20 protein-coding genes and 1 pseudogene are annotated in these 18143 nt (G+C 51.7%); 1 reads left to right on the top strand and 20 read right to left on the bottom strand.

The window, feature by feature from the left end:
- Position 1: 1 nt before the first annotated feature.
- The 6 genes from B5F07_RS00105 to mtaB form a co-directional block, all read right to left on the bottom strand.
- Entirely contained in the window at positions 2-1672 is a 1671-nt protein-coding gene (locus tag B5F07_RS00105; protein WP_087159258.1) for a ribonuclease J, read from the bottom strand.
- A 111-nt stretch (positions 1673-1783) separates the two neighbouring features.
- Entirely contained in the window at positions 1784-2245 is a 462-nt protein-coding gene (locus B5F07_RS00100) for a Fur family transcriptional regulator (protein ID WP_087159257.1), read from the bottom strand.
- A 56-nt stretch (positions 2246-2301) separates the two neighbouring features.
- A complete protein-coding gene (locus B5F07_RS00095; protein ID WP_087159256.1) occupies positions 2302-2562 on the bottom strand; it encodes a DUF1292 domain-containing protein in 261 nt (86 codons plus the stop codon).
- 25 nt (positions 2563-2587) lie between these two features.
- Positions 2588-3031 (bottom strand): Holliday junction resolvase RuvX, encoded by a 444-nt coding sequence (gene ruvX, locus B5F07_RS00090; protein ID WP_087159255.1) that lies wholly within the window; start codon positions 3029-3031, stop codon positions 2588-2590.
- Positions 3032-3037: 6 nt separating this feature from the next.
- The gene (locus B5F07_RS00085) at positions 3038-3301 is read right to left on the bottom strand and encodes an IreB family regulatory phosphoprotein (RefSeq protein ID WP_087159254.1); all 264 of its coding nucleotides are present in this window, start codon (positions 3299-3301) and stop codon (positions 3038-3040) included.
- 92 nt (positions 3302-3393) lie between these two features.
- A complete protein-coding gene (gene mtaB / locus B5F07_RS00080; RefSeq protein WP_087159253.1) occupies positions 3394-4707 on the bottom strand; it encodes a tRNA (N(6)-L-threonylcarbamoyladenosine(37)-C(2))-methylthiotransferase MtaB in 1314 nt (437 codons plus the stop codon).
- Positions 4708-4823: 116 nt separating this feature from the next.
- On the opposite strand from mtaB, the gene B5F07_RS00075 reads away from it, so the two are divergent.
- Positions 4824-5057, top strand: a complete 234-nt coding sequence (locus tag B5F07_RS00075; RefSeq protein WP_087159252.1) for an HPr family phosphocarrier protein — start codon at positions 4824-4826, stop codon at positions 5055-5057.
- Positions 5058-5130: 73 nt separating this feature from the next.
- Here the strand turns inward: B5F07_RS00075 and thiI are convergent, their stop codons facing one another.
- From thiI to B5F07_RS22525, 14 genes and pseudogenes are all read right to left on the bottom strand, one after another.
- On the bottom strand, positions 5131-6330 hold the full coding sequence (gene thiI, locus B5F07_RS00070) for a tRNA uracil 4-sulfurtransferase ThiI (RefSeq protein ID WP_087159251.1): 1200 nt from the start codon (positions 6328-6330) through the stop codon (positions 5131-5133).
- Between the two features lie 60 nt (positions 6331-6390).
- Positions 6391-7548, bottom strand: a complete 1158-nt coding sequence (locus B5F07_RS00065) for a cysteine desulfurase family protein (RefSeq protein WP_087159250.1) — start codon at positions 7546-7548, stop codon at positions 6391-6393.
- A 12-nt stretch (positions 7549-7560) separates the two neighbouring features.
- Positions 7561-8328 carry a 16S rRNA (uracil(1498)-N(3))-methyltransferase gene (locus B5F07_RS00060; protein ID WP_087159249.1) on the bottom strand — a complete coding sequence of 256 codons (768 nt, stop codon included), beginning with the start codon at positions 8326-8328 and terminating at the stop codon, positions 7561-7563.
- Positions 8328-9281, bottom strand: a complete 954-nt coding sequence (gene prmA, locus B5F07_RS00055) for a 50S ribosomal protein L11 methyltransferase (RefSeq protein WP_087159248.1) — start codon at positions 9279-9281, stop codon at positions 8328-8330. The genes B5F07_RS00060 and prmA overlap by 1 nt, the downstream gene beginning before the upstream one ends.
- Positions 9278-10183, bottom strand: coding sequence for a glycoside hydrolase family 25 protein (locus B5F07_RS00050; RefSeq protein WP_087159247.1), 906 nt, complete (start codon positions 10181-10183; stop codon positions 9278-9280). Before B5F07_RS00050 ends, prmA begins: the two co-directional genes overlap by 4 nt.
- 138 nt (positions 10184-10321) lie before the next feature.
- Positions 10322-10762 carry an MOSC domain-containing protein gene (locus tag B5F07_RS00045; protein WP_087159246.1) on the bottom strand — a complete coding sequence of 147 codons (441 nt, stop codon included), beginning with the start codon at positions 10760-10762 and terminating at the stop codon, positions 10322-10324.
- Between the two features lie 18 nt (positions 10763-10780).
- On the bottom strand, positions 10781-11776 hold the full coding sequence (gene moaA, locus B5F07_RS00040) for a GTP 3',8-cyclase MoaA (protein ID WP_087159517.1): 996 nt from the start codon (positions 11774-11776) through the stop codon (positions 10781-10783).
- Positions 11777-11828: 52 nt separating this feature from the next.
- Positions 11829-12332, bottom strand: coding sequence for a MogA/MoaB family molybdenum cofactor biosynthesis protein (locus B5F07_RS00035; protein ID WP_087159245.1), 504 nt, complete (start codon positions 12330-12332; stop codon positions 11829-11831).
- Complete coding sequence (gene moaC / locus B5F07_RS00030; RefSeq protein ID WP_087159244.1) at positions 12332-12850, bottom strand: cyclic pyranopterin monophosphate synthase MoaC; 519 nt, start codon at positions 12848-12850, stop codon at positions 12332-12334. The genes B5F07_RS00035 and moaC overlap by 1 nt, the downstream gene beginning before the upstream one ends.
- A complete protein-coding gene (locus tag B5F07_RS23305) occupies positions 12831-14483 on the bottom strand; it encodes a dihydrofolate reductase family protein (RefSeq protein ID WP_087159243.1) in 1653 nt (550 codons plus the stop codon). Before B5F07_RS23305 ends, moaC begins: the two co-directional genes overlap by 20 nt.
- Positions 14480-15679 carry a hypothetical protein gene (locus tag B5F07_RS00020; protein WP_087159242.1) on the bottom strand — a complete coding sequence of 400 codons (1200 nt, stop codon included), beginning with the start codon at positions 15677-15679 and terminating at the stop codon, positions 14480-14482. The genes B5F07_RS23305 and B5F07_RS00020 overlap by 4 nt, the downstream gene beginning before the upstream one ends.
- Positions 15680-15803: 124 nt before the next feature.
- Complete coding sequence (locus B5F07_RS00015; protein WP_087159241.1) at positions 15804-17210, bottom strand: DUF2812 domain-containing protein; 1407 nt, start codon at positions 17208-17210, stop codon at positions 15804-15806.
- Positions 17207-17530, bottom strand: a complete 324-nt coding sequence (locus B5F07_RS00010; RefSeq protein ID WP_087159240.1) for a PadR family transcriptional regulator — start codon at positions 17528-17530, stop codon at positions 17207-17209. Before B5F07_RS00010 ends, B5F07_RS00015 begins: the two co-directional genes overlap by 4 nt.
- Positions 17531-17775: 245 nt before the next feature.
- A pseudogene (locus B5F07_RS22525) lies at positions 17776-18143 on the bottom strand (PD-(D/E)XK nuclease family transposase); the annotation flags it as partial.

The raw sequence follows: 18143 nt of genomic DNA, 5'->3' as shown, positions 1-18143 counted from the left end.
GTTACACATCCACATCCATAATAATCGGGATAACCATAGGTTTCCTCTTTGTCTTCTTCCAGATATAGTCGTTCATCGCATCGCGGATCGTCAGCTTGATCTTGTTCCAGTCCGTATGCCTTCCGGAAAGACATTTATCCAGGGCATCGGACACTGCTTTTTTCGCATCGCCCATGAGCTGCTCCGACTCTCTTACATAGACGAAACCGCGGGAGACGATATCCGGACCGGCAAGGAGACGGTTCGTCCTTCTCTCCAGTGTCAGCACGACGATAATAATGCCGTCCTCTGCCAGATGCTGTCTGTCGCGGAGCACGATATTTCCCACATCTCCGACTCCCAGACCGTCCACGAGAATGGCTCCGGTATGCACCTTGTCCACCACTTTGCAGGACTCGGAATCAAGCTCCACCACATCTCCGGACTGAATGATAAATACATTTTCTTTCGGAATACCCAGAGATTTTGCCACCTCTGCATTCGCTTTCAGGTGCCGGTACTCGCCGTGTACCGGAATCGCATATTTCGGCTTCACCAGAGAATAGATCAGCTTCAGCTCCTCCTGACAGGCATGTCCGGACACATGGGCATCCTGGAAAATAACCTCCGCCCCTTTCGAGGAGAGCTCATTGATCACGCGGGACACGGACTTCTCGTTGCCCGGGATCGGGTTGGAACTGAATATAATGGTATCGTTTGGCTGGATCGTCACCTTGCGGTGCACGTCAGCCGCCATACGGGACAGCGCCGCCATGGACTCTCCCTGGCTTCCTGTAGTGATCAGCACCATCTTCTCCGGCGGATAATTCTTCATCTCATCGATCTCGATCAGCGTATTCTCCGGCAGATTCAGATATCCCAGTTCCGAGGCGATGGAAATGATATTCACCATGCTCCGCCCCTCAACGACTACTTTTCTTCCATACTTGTACGCCGAGTTGATAATCTGCTGAACACGGTCCACGTTAGATGCAAATGTGGCGATGATCAGCCTGGTATTCTGATGCTCCGCAAATATATGGTCAAAAGTGATTCCAACCGTCCGCTCAGACTGGGTAAACCCTCTTCTCTCCGCATTCGTGCTGTCCGACATCAGGGCGAGTACGCCCTTCTTCCCGATCTCCGCAAAACGCTGCAGATCGATGGCATCGCCGAACACCGGTGTGTAATCCACCTTGAAGTCTCCTGTGTGGACAACCACACCGGCCGGAGAGTAAATCGCCAGGGCGGACGCATCCTGAATACTGTGGTTTGTCTTGATAAACTCAATCCGGAACTGCCCCAGATTGATAGACTGTCCGTGCCTTACCACTTTGCGCTTTGTAGAACGCAGCAGGTTGTGTTCCTTCAGCTTATTCTCGATGATTCCCATGGTAAGCTTTGTCGTGTAGATGGGAATGTTGATCTCCTTGAGCACATAGGGCAGCGCTCCGATATGATCCTCATGTCCATGGGTAATCACGAATCCTTTTACTTTCGATATATTGTCTTTTAAATATGTGACATCCGGAATCACCAGATCGATTCCGAGCATGTCGTCCTCCGGGAATGCAAGCCCGCAGTCTACTACAACAATACTGTCTTCATACTCGAAGGCAGTGATATTCATACCGATCTGCTCCAGTCCCCCGAGCGGTATGATACGCAGTTTTCCTTTTTTCTCTTTTTTCAAAAAACAAGCACCTCCATCATAAATTATGTACGTTTTTCCTGGACGGATAAAACTGTTAATTTACTTTTGGGCGCAAAAAGAACAGCAGTATGGCCGGCTGCTTTTACAAAGTCATCTTCCCTTTTTCAGACACTCTCTGCAAACGCCATAGAACTTCAGCTCATGGTCAAGGACATGAAAACCGGTCTCGTCCTCGATCTGCTGCTCCAGTTCGTCAAGCAGATCGCCCCCGAAGGGAATGACCTTATTGCATATCCTGCATATCAGATGATGGTGGTTATGCTTCGCATCCCCCTTAAACAGATGCCCGATCTCGTACCGCACACACCCGTCATCCAGACTGATCCTGTCTACAAGCTGCATATCCCAGAGAAGCTGCAGTGTGCGGTACACTGTAGCAAGCCCGATCTCAGGATAATCCTCCGATACCAGATCATAGACATCCTCGGCAGTCATGTGCCTGCCGGCATTCTGCTCGAGTACTGACAGAACCAGGATTCTCTGACGAGTCACCTTCAGCCCCTTTTCCCTCAGTCTCTCCTTGAGCAGTTCCTCTGTTTTTTTCTGTTCCATCCGTGTCCTTTCTGTCTCCCTGCAGTAAATAAATCTATTGTAAACATCCGAAGATTTTACATTTCGATACTCACATCTTCCAACAGCTCCTCGAATACTTTCGATACCGCCAGAAGTTCTGTCTCATCTTCCACGATCTCATAGACGCTTTCCTTTGTCCCTTCCTGTGGGATCTCCTTAAGAATCAGGCACTCGGCATCATCATCCTGGGAATCTGTCACAAGTATGTATGCAGTCCCGCCGATCTTCGTCTCCTCAAGGACAAAAAATTCGTCTTCTCCGTTTCCGTCACTGAAAGTAAACCTTACTTTTTCCATTCAATATTATCCCCTTATATGCGTCCTATTCCGCTTCCTGCCCCTGTTTCATGCTCAGAGAGTCAAGATATCCCTGCAGAATAAACACAGCAGCAACTTTATCCACATATTTTTTGCGTTCTTCCCGTCTTATGCTGCTCTCGATCAATATGCGCTCCGCTGAGACAGTCGTCAGACGCTCGTCCCACATGACAACCTCAAGTCCGGTCCGCCGTGTGAGCATATCGCGAAATTCCAGTGTCCGGAGGGCGCGCTCCCCCACATCATTGTTCATATGCTTCGGAAAGCCAAGCACAATCTTCTCTACGCCGTATTCTTTAATCAGTTCCTCGATCCTGGCACAGGTCCGCCGGAGCTTGTTCTCCTCCCTGCGCTCGATCGTCTCAACTGCCTGGGCTGTAATCCCAAGCGGATCGCTCAGAGCGACCCCCACAGTCTTTGAACCGTAATCAAGTCCAAGAATCCTCATAACAGATTATTCCCACAAATTGTTCTGGATATACGACTTCAACAGTTCTTCCACCAGTTCGTCCCTCTCCACCTTCATTACAAGGCTTCTCGCTCCGTTATAGCTGGTGATGTAGGTCGGATCTCCCGACATGATATATCCGACAATCTGATTCACCGGATTATATCCTTTTTCTTTCAGCGCCTTGAATACGATCTCAAGGATATCCTTTGCTGAGATCTGCGGTCCCGGCTCAACCTGAAAGAACTGAGTGTTGCTTAAATCACTCATTTTTTCTCCTCCTTTTCGTGTAAGTTGCGTCTAATCAGTATAAAATAGCCTGAATACCCTATTTACAATTCTAATATAAGAACTTTTAAAATTCAATGAATAATTTGTAAATCACTATCAATTTGAACTTTTATGACACAATTTTTCAAATTTTCTTTTTTCTCTAGTGCAATTTTCATATACTCCTTTGTGTGTCCCGTCTGCATCATTTTTCCATCGATGAGGGCGTCCTCCTCAATGAGCACTTCCACCTCTTTTCCGATGAAGCTCTGCTCATACGCCCGCTGTTTCTGCTCTCCCAGGGCAATCATGCGCGCGCTGCGCTGCGCCTTTACCTTCTCATCGATCTGATCCGGCATGACGGCAGCTTTCGTCCCCTCTCTTCTGGAGTATTTGAATATATGGGTCTCATAGAAGTTCACCCGGTCCACAAAGGCAAGGGACTCTTCGAATTCTTCCTGCGTCTCCCCCGGAAAGCCCACGATCACATCCGTGGTAAGGGCAGGATTTTCAAAATATTTCCGGAGTATGCAGCATTTCTCATAGTACTCCGCACTGGTATACCGCCGGTTCATCCGTTTGAGCGTAGCGTCGCACCCGCTCTGAAGAGAGAGATGAAAATGGGGGCACATCTTCGGCATCCGGGAAATCTCCCGGGCAAACTCTTCCGTGATAATATTCGGTTCCAGAGAGCCCAGACGTATGCGTTCAATCCCGTCCACAGCGTGGACAGCCCGGATCAGGGGGAGCAGATGGCGCTCCCCGTCAAAATCGATTCCATAGGAACTTAGGTGGATTCCCGTGAGAACGACCTCCTTATACCCGTTTTCTGCAAGGTCTTCCACCTCGCGCACCACATCGTCCATACTCCGGCTTCTGACTCTTCCCCGGGCATAGGGGATGATACAGTAGGTGCAGAACTGATTGCACCCGTCCTGAACCTTGATGTAAGCCCGGGTGTGGTCCCCCGGTTTCCCCAGATGCAGATCTTCGTATTCCCGGGTGCGGCTGATATCCTCGATATCCCGGAGCGCATCCTCTCCATCCTTTCCCTGCCCCTTCTTCTGTTCATATTCCTCAAGAATTCTGACAAGATCTTTCTTGTGGTTGTTCCCGATCACAATGTCAATGCAGGGATCCGTCTCCTGTTTTCCCTCCTGTGCCTGCACATAGCAGCCTGCTGCCACCACGATGGCATCCGGATTCATCTTCCGCGCCCGGTGGAGCATCTGTCTTGATTTGCGGTCGGCAATATTGGTCACGGTACAGGTATTGATAATGTAGACATCCGCCCCCTCCTGAAAGGGCACGATTTCGTATCCCGCCTTCTCGAGCATCTCCTGCATTGCCTCGGTCTCGTAGGCGTTCACTTTGCATCCAAGATTGTGCAGCGCTGCTTTTTTCATAACGATTTACCTCATTTTTCCTCTATTGTTTCTTGACTTTTTACGCCCTATCCCGTAGAATATACATAGGCTCTGAGGCCGTACTTTTATTGTATAATTCAAGGAGGGACTTTAAAATGAAAACAGTACAGATTTCATTAAACTCAATCGACAAAGTAAAATCATTTGTAAACGAAATTACAAAGTATGACAATGACTTCGATTTAGTATCCGGGAGATATGTTATAGATGCCAAATCAATCATGGGAATTTTCAGTCTTGATCTTTCCAAGCCGATCGACCTCAACATTCACGCTGACGGCGATGTAAGCGAGATTCTGGCTGCCCTTGATCCGTACATCATCAAATAATTGATCGATTGAACAATTGTAACGAAATAAAAAAGCTGTCCCGCAAGGAGACAGCTTTTTCATTTCTCTTCTCCTACTCCTCTGCTCCCCGTTTCTTCACCGTGATCACCTCGGCGCTCTCCAGGGCAGCCTGCATCAGTTCGTCGATCTTCTCATCCAGATTCTTCTCCGATTTCTCGATCCACTCCACATTGGGTTTGGTCACCGGATGCTTTGCCACAAAGATGGTGCAGCAGTCCTCGAAGGGTTGAATCGACACTTCATACGTTCCGATCTTCTCCGAGATCTCCACGATCTCCCGCTTGTCAAACCCGATCAGCGGACGGTAAACCGGCAGCGTGCAGACTGCGTTCGTCGCCGCAAGGCTCTGCATGGTCTGGCTTGCCACCTGACCGATACTCTCTCCCGTCACCAGGCCCAGACATCCGTCTTTCTTTGCAAAATGTTCCGCAATCCGCATCATATAGCGGCGCATGATGATGGTCAGTTCTTCATGCGGGCATTTCTCGTAAATATAGAGCTGAATGTCCGTAAAGTTCACGACATGCAGTTTGATGGGACCGGAATACTCCGAGACAAGACGCGCCAGGTCAATCACTTTCTCCTTTGCCCTCTCGCTCGTATACGGCGGCGCGTGGAAATAGACTGCCTCGATCTCAACGCCTCTCTTTGCGATCATATATCCGGCAACCGGGCTGTCAATGCCGCCGGAAAGCAGAAGCATGGCGCTGCCGTTTGTTCCCACCGGCATTCCGCCCGGTCCGGGGATAATCCGGGAGTAGATATAGACCTCCTCGCGGATCTCCACATTCAGTCGGATATCCGGGTTGTGCACATCCACCTTCATCCCGGGGAATGCATCCAGAACCGCCTCTCCCAGGGCACAGTTGATTTCCATGGAATTCCCGGGATAACTTTTGTTTGCTCTTCTTGCCTCTACCTTAAACGTCTGGTTTCCTTCCGGATATACCTCTCCGACATAAGCGACAACGTCCTTTTTCAGCTCTTCCAGTTCCTTAACCGCCGTGCGGACCACCGGGCAGATGCCGACAATGCCGAATACCTTCTGCAGGCTTTCCACTGTCTCATCGAAATCATACTCCCCGTCGCAGTCCACATAGACTCTCCCGTGGCATTTGTGGACATAGAACTTCCCGTCCACGTCCTGAAGCGCATAGCGGATCTGACGGACCAGGGCATCCTCGAACATATACCGGTTCTTCCCCTTGATCCCGATCTCCCCGTACTTGATCAAAAATGAATGAAATCTCATAGTTCTCTCCCAATCTTTTCCGCTCCGGCACTGATGCCGGAACTCTGTAAACTCACTGTACTACCGCCTCGTAAATCTCCGAAGCACCGGTATACAATTATATAGTGTTTCCAGTGTATAGTCAATTTCTTCTTTCGTGGTAAACTCCGACATACTGAACCGAAGCGTGGCATCCAGGTACTCCCGTGCCGCTCCGATGCCTTTGAGCACCCCGCTGACCGCCGGATGGTTCGAGGAACAGGCTGAGCCGGAAGAGACGTAGATGCCCTTTTCTTCCAGCGTATGGAGCAGCACCTCGCTGCGGACGCCCGCAACCCCGACGCTGATAATGTGAGGCGCACTTCCCTCATCGGTCATCCCGTGGACGGTAGTATTCTCAATCTTCGCAATTCCGTCCAGAAAATGCCCCTTCAGTTCCCGCATCAGCGCTGTCTTCATATCCAGATCCCGGTAGATCATCTTTGCCGCAAGTCCCAGCCCTGCGATTCCCGGCACATTCTCCGTACCGGAACGGATATTCTTCTGCTGCTCGCCGCCGAATACGATAGGCCTGATCTTCACCCGGCTGTCGATATAGAGAAACCCGATCCCCTTGGGGCCGTGGATCTTATGCCCGCTCGCCGTAAGCAGATCGATTCCCATCCGTTTCGGATAAATGTGGTATTTTCCGAATCCCTGCACCGCATCCGTGTGGAACAGAATGGAGGGCTTATAGCTCTTCACAATCCGCACCGCCTCCTGAATGGGCTGGACGGTTCCCACTTCATTGTTCACATACATGACAGATACGAGAATCGTCTCCGGACAGAGCGCTTCCTTTAAAGCGTCCAGCTTGATCCTCCCAAAAGAATCCACCGGCAGATAAGTCACCCGGAATCCTTCTTCCTCCTCCAGATACCGCATGGTGTTCAGAATTGCCGGATGTTCGATGGAGGAGGTGATCAGGTGATTTCCCGCTCTCCGGTTTGCCCTTGCGCATCCGATCAGTGCCAGATTATCGCTCTCTGTCCCCCCGGAAGTAAAGACGATCTCTCTGGCGTTCACCTTGAGGATCCGCGCCAGAGTCTCTTTCGCGTTCCGGATATAATGTTCCGCCTCCACACCTTTCCGGTGCATGGAAGAGGGATTCCCGTAATCCTGACACATCACTTTATATACCAGTTCCCCCACTTCCGGATAACACATGGTTGTGGCGGAATTGTCCAAATATACTTCCATTGTTCCTTTCCTTTACTCTTTTCTTACTATTAAATTATGTTCCCCGCTCTCCAGATGATACATCAGGATTGACAGAGCCGCAAGCCCCGCCGTCTCAGTCCGCAGGATTCTCCTACCCAGAGTAACCGGCTGTGCGCCTGCCTCCCGGGCGCGAATCACTTCTTCCTCCTCAAATCCGCCCTCCGGGCCGATAAAGATTCCCACCGACTGTCCGGGGCGTATACTTTCGATAATCCGGGCGGTCTCTTCCATTCCCTCCTCCAGTTCATAAGGGATCAGGATTACATCCAGTTTCTCTGCCTCCGCCAGAGCTTCTGCAAAGGAAACCGGTTCGGATACTCCGGGGATCCTTCCTCTCCCGGACTGCTCCGCCGCACCTTTGGCAATCAGCTGCCACCTTGCCTGTTTCTTCTGCCCTTTCTTCTCATCCAGGCGTACAACCGAGCGCTTTGCCGCAAAGGGAACCACGCGGTACACCCCCAGTTCCACCGCCTTCTGGACAATAAGCTCCATCTTGTCCCCCTTTGGGAGCCCCTGGAACAGCCAGAGTTCTGAGGGGAGCTCCGTATCCTGATCCAGGCTTTTCAGGATATCCAGGACAGCGGTTTTCTCGCCGTAATGATCCACGCAGCACAGCCAGGAATGTCCCTCGCCGTCGCTGACCCGCAGGTCCTCCCCCGGACGGATCCGAAGGACATTTTTGATGTGGTTCACATCCGGTCCCTGCATGAGAATCTTATTTTCTTTTACATCCGAAGGTTTCACAAAAAACTGCTGCATTATCTCTTCCTCGCCGTAATGCAGACCCACTCGCCCTGGTACGTCACATCCAGGATCTCCATGCCTGCCGCTGTCACCGCGTCTCTTACCGTCTGTTCCTTGTCATCGATAATACCGCTTGTAATGTAGATCCCGCCTTTTTTCAGCTGGGATGTGATCACCGGAGTCAGCTCCACAAGAACCGGGGCAAGGATATTCGCCACAACAATGTCATACTTCTCATAGCCGACTTTGTCCTGAATCGCCTTATCATCAATAATGTTTCCGATCATCACCTCATAGCGGTCCTGACTGATTCCGTTTACTTCCATATTCTCTTTGGTGGCATCGATTGCACAGGGATCCAGATCTGTTCCCACCGAATAGGCGGCGCCGAATTTCAGAGCCAGCATCCCCAGAATTCCGCTGCCGCACCCCACATCAAGTATCCTTGTATCCTCCGTCACATATTTGCGGATCTGACGGATACAAAGCTGTGTCGTCTCATGCATGCCCGTGCCGAAGGCGGTGCCGGGATCAATATGAATGATCATCTTGTCTTTATCTTCCGGCTGCACTTCCTCCCAGGACGGGATGATCAGGATATCGTCCACATAGAACTGGTGGAAATACTGCTTCCAGTTATTGACCCAGTCCACATCCTCAGTCTGGGACTCTTCTATCGTACAGTCTCCCACATTCACATAGGAAGACATCTCCTTAAGCTCACGCATGACGTCCGCCAGAATCGTATCTTTGTCATCCTCTTCCTCCAGATAAAAGCTTAAGTACGCCACCCCGTCGTCCGGTTCGATCTCCGGCAGGATATCCACAAACATCTGTTCCTTGTCCGACTGGGTCAGAGGAATCCTGTCCTCGATCTCCACGCCCTGAATTCCCAGATCCATCAGCATGCTGCTGACGATATCCTCCGCCTCTGTCGTTGTCTTCAACCGGAATTTATTCCATTTCATTCTTTCTCATCCTCCTGAAACCATAGATTCAAATCCACATTGCCCTTTATTCCCGGGACTTTCCCGTTCTCGCTGTACTGCCAGATCTTATAATCATAAGGGCACTGGGGCAGTTCGTGATAGTCCGCATACCAGAAATCATACCCGGCAAGCTGGTCCATCTTCAGCGTAAATGCCATCCACGGGAGATTGGCATAGATCATGGAGTCGTACCCCTCGCTCTCAATGATATCACAGAAAACCTTGCAGAAATTGGTGAAGTCGGTGTCCGTATTCTCATCGGTGCGGGCGGTATCCCATTTGATATCCTCCGTATCATATACAACCGGGCCGTCAATGTCATAGGGACGGATATGTCCCAGTACATACTCCGCCTCCTCGACAGCCTCCGACGCCGTAATCGCCTGGGAGAAGAAATAGACCCCCACATCCAGCCCGGCATCCAGCGCTCCCTGAACATTCCGTTCAAACATGGCGTCCAGCACCAGATCGCCGCTCTCCCCGTAAGCACGGTAGCCCAGACGGACAATGACAAATTCCACACCCGCCTTTTTCACCTGTTTCCAGTCGATCTCCTCGCCCTGAAACTCCGAGACATCAATTCCCATTTCTGCCGTGACGCCGTCTTCGGCATCCGCAAAGGACTTGTATCCTGTCTCATCATCAGTGAAAAGATATTCAAAATTATAAGTGCATTCCGGAACCGTCTCAAGAAGCTCTGCTTCGTATTCATTCTCCTCCACATCCTGAAAATGGAAATACCTGGTTCCGTCCTTCTCTTCTATCGTAATCCCTGATACATCGCCTGTGTCTTCCCCGGCATTTTCTCCGCCTCTGACCTGACAGGCAGTTGTCAGCAGGGCGCATCCCAGGATCAGGGACAAAATCTTGCTTTTTTTCATAAATACTCCGCCGCCAGCCCCGCACGCGGTACAGGGCTGTTATTTTGATGGCACCTCATGTGCTACCATCCTAGGATATAACGAATCCGTGATTCTTGCAAGAGAAATTCTCATACTTCTCTGCCTCTGCGGTTTCTTTCACTCCTGAGCCGGAACAGTCTCCATCTCGTCGCCGACGCAGATTTTGCCTCCATGGATCACCCGGGCAAACACGCCCTCCCTGGGCATGATGCAGTCTCCCATCTTCTGAAAAATCTGGCACCCGTGATGGCACTCCTTGCCGATCTGGGTGATCTCCAGGACCACATCATTGCAGCGAAGCCTTGTTCCCACCGGCAGGGTCCGGAAGTCAATGCCCGCCACTGCAAGATTCTCTCCGAAGGCACCATCCGCCACTTCCGCCCCTTTTTTCCGGAACTCTTCGATTTTATCATAGGAGAGGAGGCTGACCTGGCGGTGCCATTTTCCCGCATGGGCATCTCCCTCGATCCCGTAATCCTCGATAAAATTTCCTTCGCCGATGTTCGTCTTCTGCGTACCCTTCTCCAGGCTTGTGCAGACTGCGATTACCTTTCCCATACTGATATTACCTCCATGTCATCCGCCGATCCTTGCCATCTCTTTTTTCTCAATATGGGAGTCTTCCTCTTCTTCCCTCCCCTGTTCTTCAAAATGATGGCACGCCGGCTTTTCGTATATCACTTTCTCCATCACACTTCGCAGCTCTTCATCCGTGGATCCTCCCCGCAGCATTTTGCGCAGATCCGCGCCGGTATCGTACTGCAGGCATGCCTTTAAATATCCTTCCGGCGTCAGACGTATCCGGTTGCAGGTACTGCAGAACTTGTGCGTCATGGCGCTGATAAACCCGATTTTCCCCGCAAAGCCCGGAAATGTCAGATATTCTGCCGGCCCGTTGCCCGGCCGCTCTCCCCGGTATATCCGAGCCGCCCCGAATTTTCCTTCCAGAGTGTCAATGATCTGCCCTCTTTCTGTTCCCGCGAACTGCCGTCCCAGCCCGACAGGCATCATCTCGATAAACCGCACGTCAACAGAGCGTTTTTCCGCAAGTTCTGCCAGACTGATCCAGTCGGAAGGATCGGCGTCCGCAAGGGGGACGCAGTTGATCTTCACCCGCAGACCGGGACAGGCAAGCGCCGCCTCCAGCCCCTCAAGAGCTCTCCGCAGATCCCCGCCCCGTGTCACTCTCCTGTACTTCTCTTCATCCAGTGTGTCAATACTGATATTGACGGCATCCAGTCCGTTCGCCGCCAGTTCCGCCATATGCTCCTTCAGGAGGATGCCGTTGGTGGTCAGCGTCACCTGTTCGATTCCGGGAATCTTTTTCAGCATTCCCAGAAGTGACGGCAGTCCTCTGCGCACCAGGGGTTCGCCTCCGGTCAGCTTAATCCTCGAGATCCCAAGCCCCGCTGCAATCCGGCAGACTCTCTCAATCTCGTCAAAACGCAGGATCTCCTCATGGCTCACGCAGCAGATCCCCGTTTCCGGCATGCAGTAGATGCAGCGCAGATTGCACCGGTCTGTGACAGATACCCTCATGTATTCAATTTTCCTGCCATACTGGTCTTTCATCTTCTGCTCATCCTTTCCCGCACCGCACCTGCATTCCTTTTTCCATCGTCCGTCAGGGTCTCGCGCACTCGCCTGCATTTCCGGTGAGGATCGCCAGGCCGTGATCCAGGGAAGGCAGGACCGCTTCCAGATTTTCTTTCGCCCCTTTCGGGCTTCCCGGAAGATTGATAATCAGTGACGCGCCCCGGATCACCGAAGCGCCCCGGCTTAACATCGCCCGCGGCGTAACCTTCAGAGATGCCAGGCGCATGGCCTCCGCAATGCCGGGCGCATTTCTTGTGGCAACGGCGAGAGTCGCCTCCGGCGTACAGTCCCGGGGCGCAAATCCGGTGCCGCCGGTTGTGACCACCAGATCAAATCCATCCTCATCACACAGGCGGCGCAGGCAGTCTTCAATCTCTTTCTGTTCATCCGGAAGAAGCACTTCCTTTTCCACCGAATATCCCGCCTGTGCGAGCAGTTCCCGGACCAAAGGTCCGCTTTTGTCCTCACGCTCTCCCCGGTATCCCTTGTCGCTGAGTGTCACTACAGCAGCCCGCCATTTTCCCGTTTCCATTATTGCCGCACCTTCTTTCTTCCGGTTTCCTCTCTCGTACCCGGGCGGTCGTTCCGGACATCGCCGCTCTTTCCGCCGCTCTTCTGCACAAGATAGATCTCTCCGATCTCCATGGTCTTATCCATGGCTTTGCACATGTCGTAGACCGTCAGAAGAGCTGTGCTGACACCGGTGAGCGCCTCCATTTCCACGCCTGTCTTTCCCGTGACTTTCACCGTGCATCTGCAGCGGATGGCACATTCTTTCTCGTCCAGGTCAAAATTCACCCGGCAGTTGGTGATGGGCAGGATATGGCACATGGGAATCAGTTCAAACGTCCTCTTTGCCGCCATGATCCCCGCTGTCGCCGCCACGCCCAGCACATCGCCTTTTGCCACAGTGCCCTCCCGGACTGCCCGGAATACTTCCCGGCTGACAAAGATCGTGCCCGCCGCCTCAGCCTGGCGCACGGTGTCCTGCTTATCCGTCACATCCACCATGACCGCCCTGCCGTTCTCGTCAAAATGTGTAAAGCACATGAAATTCCTCCTTCTTCCTTACCTGAAAAACAATCTCCCACTCCTTTACCACTGCCGGTTCAAAGAAAGCCGCGGAAAAGGCCTCGTGGACTTCCGGCTGTGTACATTCTTTATCCCTGATCTTTCCTGCCATAAAAATAGCCGTGGGACCGGAAGCACCGCCGATGATCTGCATGTCTGTCCCTGCTGCCGTTCCCGCATCCGGGTCATCTGTACCGTTATAAGTCGTTGCAGCCATCCCTGTATATTTCTCCGCATCTGCCGCAGATTTCTTTCTGACAGGAACCGGCTGTTCCCCCTGCACCCGGCAGCGGATCGTATAAGATGATTCCGGAAGGTCCGGCGTCATGGTATAGCCGATCACCTCATACCACTGGGGCATCCGGTAGTCCTCCCACATTTTTCCCGCTTCGTCCTCCGCCCGGGACAGCTCTTCCGCCATATTTCTCTGCTCCCGGTAGCAGATCTGCATCACATGTTTCTTTCCCGTTTCCGGATGGGTAAACGGTATCTTCTGCCCGGTTTCCCATATTTCAAACTCCGCTGCGGTCACGCTTTCCGGAACCGCCTGGAAATGAAGATCCAGTTTTTTCGGATAGTTTTCTCCAACTGCTTCTCTTCCGCGGGATTTTATCCAGGAAAAGCTGTGCCGTTCCATAGTCCAGTACTGTTCCGCATCCAGATCATAGTGCTTCAGGAAGTCCTCCGCCTCCCGGTCGGACTGTTCCGGATTGTCCGGTCTCCATCCCATTCCCCGGACCTCTGCGGACATCAGTTCCTCCCCGTCAGCTTTCAGCCGTATCCGGCATTTCAGGTCCATGGGGCTCTCTGCCATGCACCGATCCAACTCCGATTCCGTCATATCCCCGGGATGGTTCAGCATTTCCCGCCATTTCTTTTCGTATGCCTCGATCTGCTCCTGTTCCACTTTTTTGCAGAGGTCAAGAACCAGTCCCTCGTCGCAGACATACAGGGAGAGCAGACGGAATGTATCGCCTTCCCATTCAAAATCCCGGTTGATCTTCCGCTCCCTGCCCGGTCTTTTTCCGATTCCTTCTGTCCAGAAGCTCTCGCCGTAATACACGTTCCACTCCTCCCGGCGCTCAAAGGTCAGTTCCGCAAAACCGCCGTACTGCCTGACATCTGTAAGCCTGAGGTGCTTCTCCCCGGGAAGTTCCGGGAAAAGACGGATTCCTTCCCCGAGAATCACCGGGGCAACGGTGATCTGGTAGCGGTCGATCAGATCTTCGTGCATCAGAGCCTCCGCCACCTGCGCGCCCCCGCAGATCCAGATATTTTTCCCTTCTTCCCTGCGCAGAATTTTTACAAGATCACATACCGGCGTATCGATAAATGTGATTTCCTCTGTATCCTCCATCTCTCTGTGGGTGAGTACATAGCAGGGAATCCCCTCATATACCCACCGGTCGGGAGAGAGTTCCGTCACGATCTGGTGATAAGTGTTCCACCCCATGATGACGGTGTCCACGTCCCGGATGAACGCATCGTATGAGGATTCTTCCTTCTCATTCCCGGGGACATCCGCCGTGCTGTTCAGCCAGTCCACGCCTCCGTCTGTATCTGCGATACAGCCGTCAAGACTCATGGCAATATAAAGGACAACCTTTCTCATGCACTCACCTCCTGATTTCCTGATATTTCTCCCTTTGTCTTCCGTTCCTCACAGCGTTTCTCCGCCAGCTCCATCAGTGCCCGTTCATTTGCCGCATCCGCAGGATAAGGGTAAGAAGCCGCACACTTTTCAAACCGGGTACGGAGCTTTAGAGCCTGCTCCGTTCCTTTTCCGGTTTCTGCTTCTTTACCGGCTCCGTTCCCACCCCTGTAAAGCAGCGTCCAGGCGTACTCTGTCCGGAGCACCGTAAGATTATTTTTCATCTGCCTGAGCATTTTCTGATGTCTCTTCTCTGTCCACTGCGACAGCACAGCTTCATCCTGTGTTCCAATCAGCTCGAAATAAATCCTGTCGCAGACCAGAACCGTCCGGTATACGCCGATTATTGCCGCCGACTCCATGGAAAGAAGCCTGTCACAAAGTCTGGAAGCCTCCTCAAAACGGCGTTCCTCCACCAGTCTGTTTTCCACGAAAATCGCCCGTGAGACAGTGATCGGATTTCCCGTCTCATTTTCATCCGGAACCCGGAACCATTCTTCCGGCATCTCCCTGAGCATCATGCCTTTTGTCTGCAATTCTCCGATCTTCATCATAACCCAGAAAGAATTCATGGCTTCCCGGCTTTTTCCGATATCCACGATATTCTGTCCGTCGTTATTTATAAGTGCTGCTTTCATGGGAATCCCGTTTGTCAGTGCGGCCAGAAATCCCAGTACAGCAAGGCATCCAAAAAAGATCTGCGGCAGAACAGCACCGCTTAAAAGCAGAGCAGCTGCCAGAAAGAATGCACCGGTAATCAGATTGACCAGGACTCCGCCCAGGTTGTAGAGCACATAGAGAACCTTCCCGTCCTGCATATCCGGCGGCGCCATCAGACACTGTCCTCCCGTACCCGCCAGGGCGTAACGTTTCCGGACAATCCTGCCATTTTCTCTCATCCACAGAAAACTTCCGATGCGGAAAGAGCAGAATGTATAGCCGCTCAGCAGTCCGAAGATCAGATGTCCTCCCTCATGGAGAATAGTCTGGATAAAATATGCAATATAAATACTGACAAGCAGAAACGCCGCATAAAACACAAACTCCCCGGCATCCAGTTCCACCCGGTCAGCCCAGGCGGCAAGCGCATACCCGCCCGCGCCGCCTGCGGCGAGAAACAGGATAAACATGATCACTCCGACAATCTTCTCTTTCAAAATTCTGTCCCCCTGCTTTTATGTTCTTTTCCCATTATAGCGAATGTTTCCCTCTGATACAAGCAGAGGATTTTTAATTACAGGCAGAGGGTTCCGAATGGAAATTTTCCCTGTACAGAGAGCTTCACTGACCAGCCAGGAGTTTTTCTGCGGCGGTCTGCATCTGCTGCTCATCCGGCTCCCAGGAAAAGCGGATCTCTATGATCCGGTCGCTGTAGAATAGCAGATATTGATTCGTATAGCTTTCCAGATGGTATCTTCTGTAAGCTTCTTTTGCCCCCCACGGCACAGGGTCCACCGGTTCATAAAAGTCCCGGTAAATAACCTCTCCGTCACTGACTGTATTCTGCGCGTCATTCAGGAGATCTTCCCGGCAGATTCCATACAGTGCAGGTACGGAAATATGCGTGACCGTATAGGACATATCCGGCATTTCCCGGAAATCTTCCGCGTCAAACCTGGGGTACTGAGACATCTCCGAGCGCTGTACAAGAAATGATCCTTCATACCAGCGCCGCATACTGTATCCGTCTGAAGGAATACCAAGCAGCTCCTCCAGAGTCAGGGGGAGTTCATCGTGATAAGCAGTAAACGTATTCCCCTCATATTCATAACTCTCCTCATCGGAATCGGCAAATACCGTGTCATTGAGCACCATCATCCCGATGTTGACCACCATAAGGAGAGTGAAAAGGAAGAGGAAACCGACAAGGAAGGAAACGACTTTGTTCACTCCGGGGGACGCTTTTCTCTTTCTCAGGGCATTTCTCACTCCGTTGATCAGTACAGCTCCCACTGCATAGACGAGTGTCGTCAGCAGTACCCGAGCCGCCGCAGATCCGGACTGTACTGCCAGGCTGACAAGCATTCCGGCAAATACAAGAATAACAAAGATAACAAGAATCCTCTGAAACAGGGTTGCCCATCTCCCGGATTCCAGAAATTCTCCGTGTACCGCTGCCCTTCGCGCACGGAACCGCCACAGGTAATACCCGCCGATCTCAACCATGCAGAGCAGAAGCAGCGCCCCCATTTCCAACACACTCGCTGCTGCTCCCGCATTTGCCAGTTGTACGGCTGGATTCTGCAGTATGAAAAACAGACAGACGCCGCCCGCCACAAGAGCCATCACGGCAAGAACCAGGTACGGCACAAGGACCGTTTTCACCATGCCTGTATGGATGGCGTCGATCTCCACTTCCGGCTCCGTCTCAATGGGCGTGGGATTCTCCCGCTCATTGTAAAAGACAAGCATGGAAGCCCGCTTCATCGCCAGAACCCATCCCGTATGCCTGCAGAATTCTTCAAATTCCAGTTCATTCTCTGATGGTTCCGGCTCAAACTCAGAAGCATCCGGATGAAACGTCACACAGAAATGCAGTTTCTTCGGCTCGATCCTTCTGTATTTCCATGTAAAGGTCGATATCTCTTCGATCAGCCATCCCTCCGCAGCCATCCGCTCCATATGGAGTTCCATCCCTCTGCGGTCATAAGATGAAAACAGCTCCATTCTTCGCTTTGTCTCTCTCATTGTCCCTCCTCCTCTCCAAAGATCCGGCGGTAATCCACAGCCTGGGCGCAGATACGGTCATATTCCTTCTTCAGGATCTCCCGCCCTTTCTCCGTCAGGATATAGCTTCTCCGCCGTCCCTCCACTTTTGTCTCACGGATAAAACCTTCGTTCAGAAACTGCTCCAGCAGATTGTAAAGTGTCCCCGATCCCACGCTGACACGGTTCTCCGTCATGGCGGGCACCCGGTCCAGAATATCCATCCCGTAGCATTCTTCTTTCAGGCAGAGAAGAATGTAGAACATCTGCTCGGTCAGTGTCTGAAACTTCGCTCTTGGCATGGGCGTCACCCCCTTCTGAATATACAGGTATAAGTTCATTCTCGATATTCGAGTTTTCTTACTTTCAGTATATTCTCGATATTCGAGAATGTCAAGCAGAAAGAACGGGGAACTACCTGGTGATAAAATTCCCCTGGCACTTCCCCGTTTTTTTCTTCCTTCTCTGTGTGCCGGGATTTACTCCGGCTGATTTATCAATATCTTCCCCCGATCGTAAAAGCAGCTGATCTTACCAATCGCAGGAATTAATTGCCGCCAGAAGAAAGCCTGGCAAGCTGTGCTTTTAATTCTGCAATCTCCCTGTCTTTTTCAGAGAGAGCAGCCTCCTTCTCTGCCAACACACTGTCCTTTTCTGAAATGACAGCCTCCTTCTCCGCCAACGCACTGTCCTTTTCCAACTTTAAAGCATCAATCTCATTCTGCATCTCATCGATCATATACTGTACGGTATTCCGGTCCAGTTCCTGCAGTTCCTTGGAAAACATATTCATCACCTTCTCCATATTCCGGCACAGTGTATAGATTTCCTCATAATATTTCTTAAACTGCGGATACTCCCCGATCAGCTTTACAATCACTTCCGGTTCGTCCACACTGAGGAAAGCAAGCCATG

It is taken from the genome of Lachnoclostridium sp. An169 (assembly GCF_002160525.1).
Classification (GTDB): domain Bacteria; phylum Bacillota; class Clostridia; order Lachnospirales; family Lachnospiraceae; genus Mediterraneibacter; species Mediterraneibacter cottocaccae.
The sequence above is the reverse complement of the archived record's forward strand: the minus strand, read 5'-3'. Positions and strand labels throughout refer to the sequence as shown.

What these genes read in the sequence shown, in the direction of transcription:
- B5F07_RS00100 (WP_087159257.1), bottom strand. Translation starts at nt 2,245, where the DNA reads ATGGAACAGAAAAAAACAGAGGAACTGCTCAAGGAGAGACTGAGGGAA.
- B5F07_RS00095 (WP_087159256.1), bottom strand. Translation starts at nt 2,562, where the DNA reads ATGGAAAAAGTAAGGTTTACTTTCAGTGACGGAAACGGAGAAGACGAA.
- ruvX (WP_087159255.1), bottom strand. Translation starts at nt 3,031, where the DNA reads ATGAGGATTCTTGGACTTGATTACGGTTCAAAGACTGTGGGGGTCGCT.
- B5F07_RS00085 (WP_087159254.1), bottom strand. Translation starts at nt 3,301, where the DNA reads ATGAGTGATTTAAGCAACACTCAGTTCTTTCAGGTTGAGCCGGGACCG.
- mtaB (WP_087159253.1), bottom strand. Translation starts at nt 4,707, where the DNA reads ATGAAAAAAGCAGCGCTGCACAATCTTGGATGCAAAGTGAACGCCTAC.
- B5F07_RS00075 (WP_087159252.1), top strand. Translation starts at nt 4,824, where the DNA reads ATGAAAACAGTACAGATTTCATTAAACTCAATCGACAAAGTAAAATCA.
- thiI (WP_087159251.1), bottom strand. Translation starts at nt 6,330, where the DNA reads ATGAGATTTCATTCATTTTTGATCAAGTACGGGGAGATCGGGATCAAG.
- B5F07_RS00065 (WP_087159250.1), bottom strand. Translation starts at nt 7,548, where the DNA reads ATGGAAGTATATTTGGACAATTCCGCCACAACCATGTGTTATCCGGAA.
- B5F07_RS00060 (WP_087159249.1), bottom strand. Translation starts at nt 8,328, where the DNA reads ATGCAGCAGTTTTTTGTGAAACCTTCGGATGTAAAAGAAAATAAGATT.
- prmA (WP_087159248.1), bottom strand. Translation starts at nt 9,281, where the DNA reads ATGAAATGGAATAAATTCCGGTTGAAGACAACGACAGAGGCGGAGGAT.
- B5F07_RS00050 (WP_087159247.1), bottom strand. Translation starts at nt 10,183, where the DNA reads ATGAAAAAAAGCAAGATTTTGTCCCTGATCCTGGGATGCGCCCTGCTG.
- B5F07_RS00045 (WP_087159246.1), bottom strand. Translation starts at nt 10,762, where the DNA reads ATGGGAAAGGTAATCGCAGTCTGCACAAGCCTGGAGAAGGGTACGCAG.
- moaA (WP_087159517.1), bottom strand. Translation starts at nt 11,776, where the DNA reads ATGAAAGACCAGTATGGCAGGAAAATTGAATACATGAGGGTATCTGTC.
- B5F07_RS00035 (WP_087159245.1), bottom strand. Translation starts at nt 12,332, where the DNA reads ATGGAAACGGGAAAATGGCGGGCTGCTGTAGTGACACTCAGCGACAAG.
- moaC (WP_087159244.1), bottom strand. Translation starts at nt 12,850, where the DNA reads ATGTGCTTTACACATTTTGACGAGAACGGCAGGGCGGTCATGGTGGAT.
- B5F07_RS23305 (WP_087159243.1), bottom strand. Translation starts at nt 14,483, where the DNA reads ATGAGAAAGGTTGTCCTTTATATTGCCATGAGTCTTGACGGCTGTATC.
- B5F07_RS00015 (WP_087159241.1), bottom strand. Translation starts at nt 17,210, where the DNA reads ATGAGAGAGACAAAGCGAAGAATGGAGCTGTTTTCATCTTATGACCGC.
- B5F07_RS00010 (WP_087159240.1), bottom strand. Translation starts at nt 17,530, where the DNA reads ATGCCAAGAGCGAAGTTTCAGACACTGACCGAGCAGATGTTCTACATT.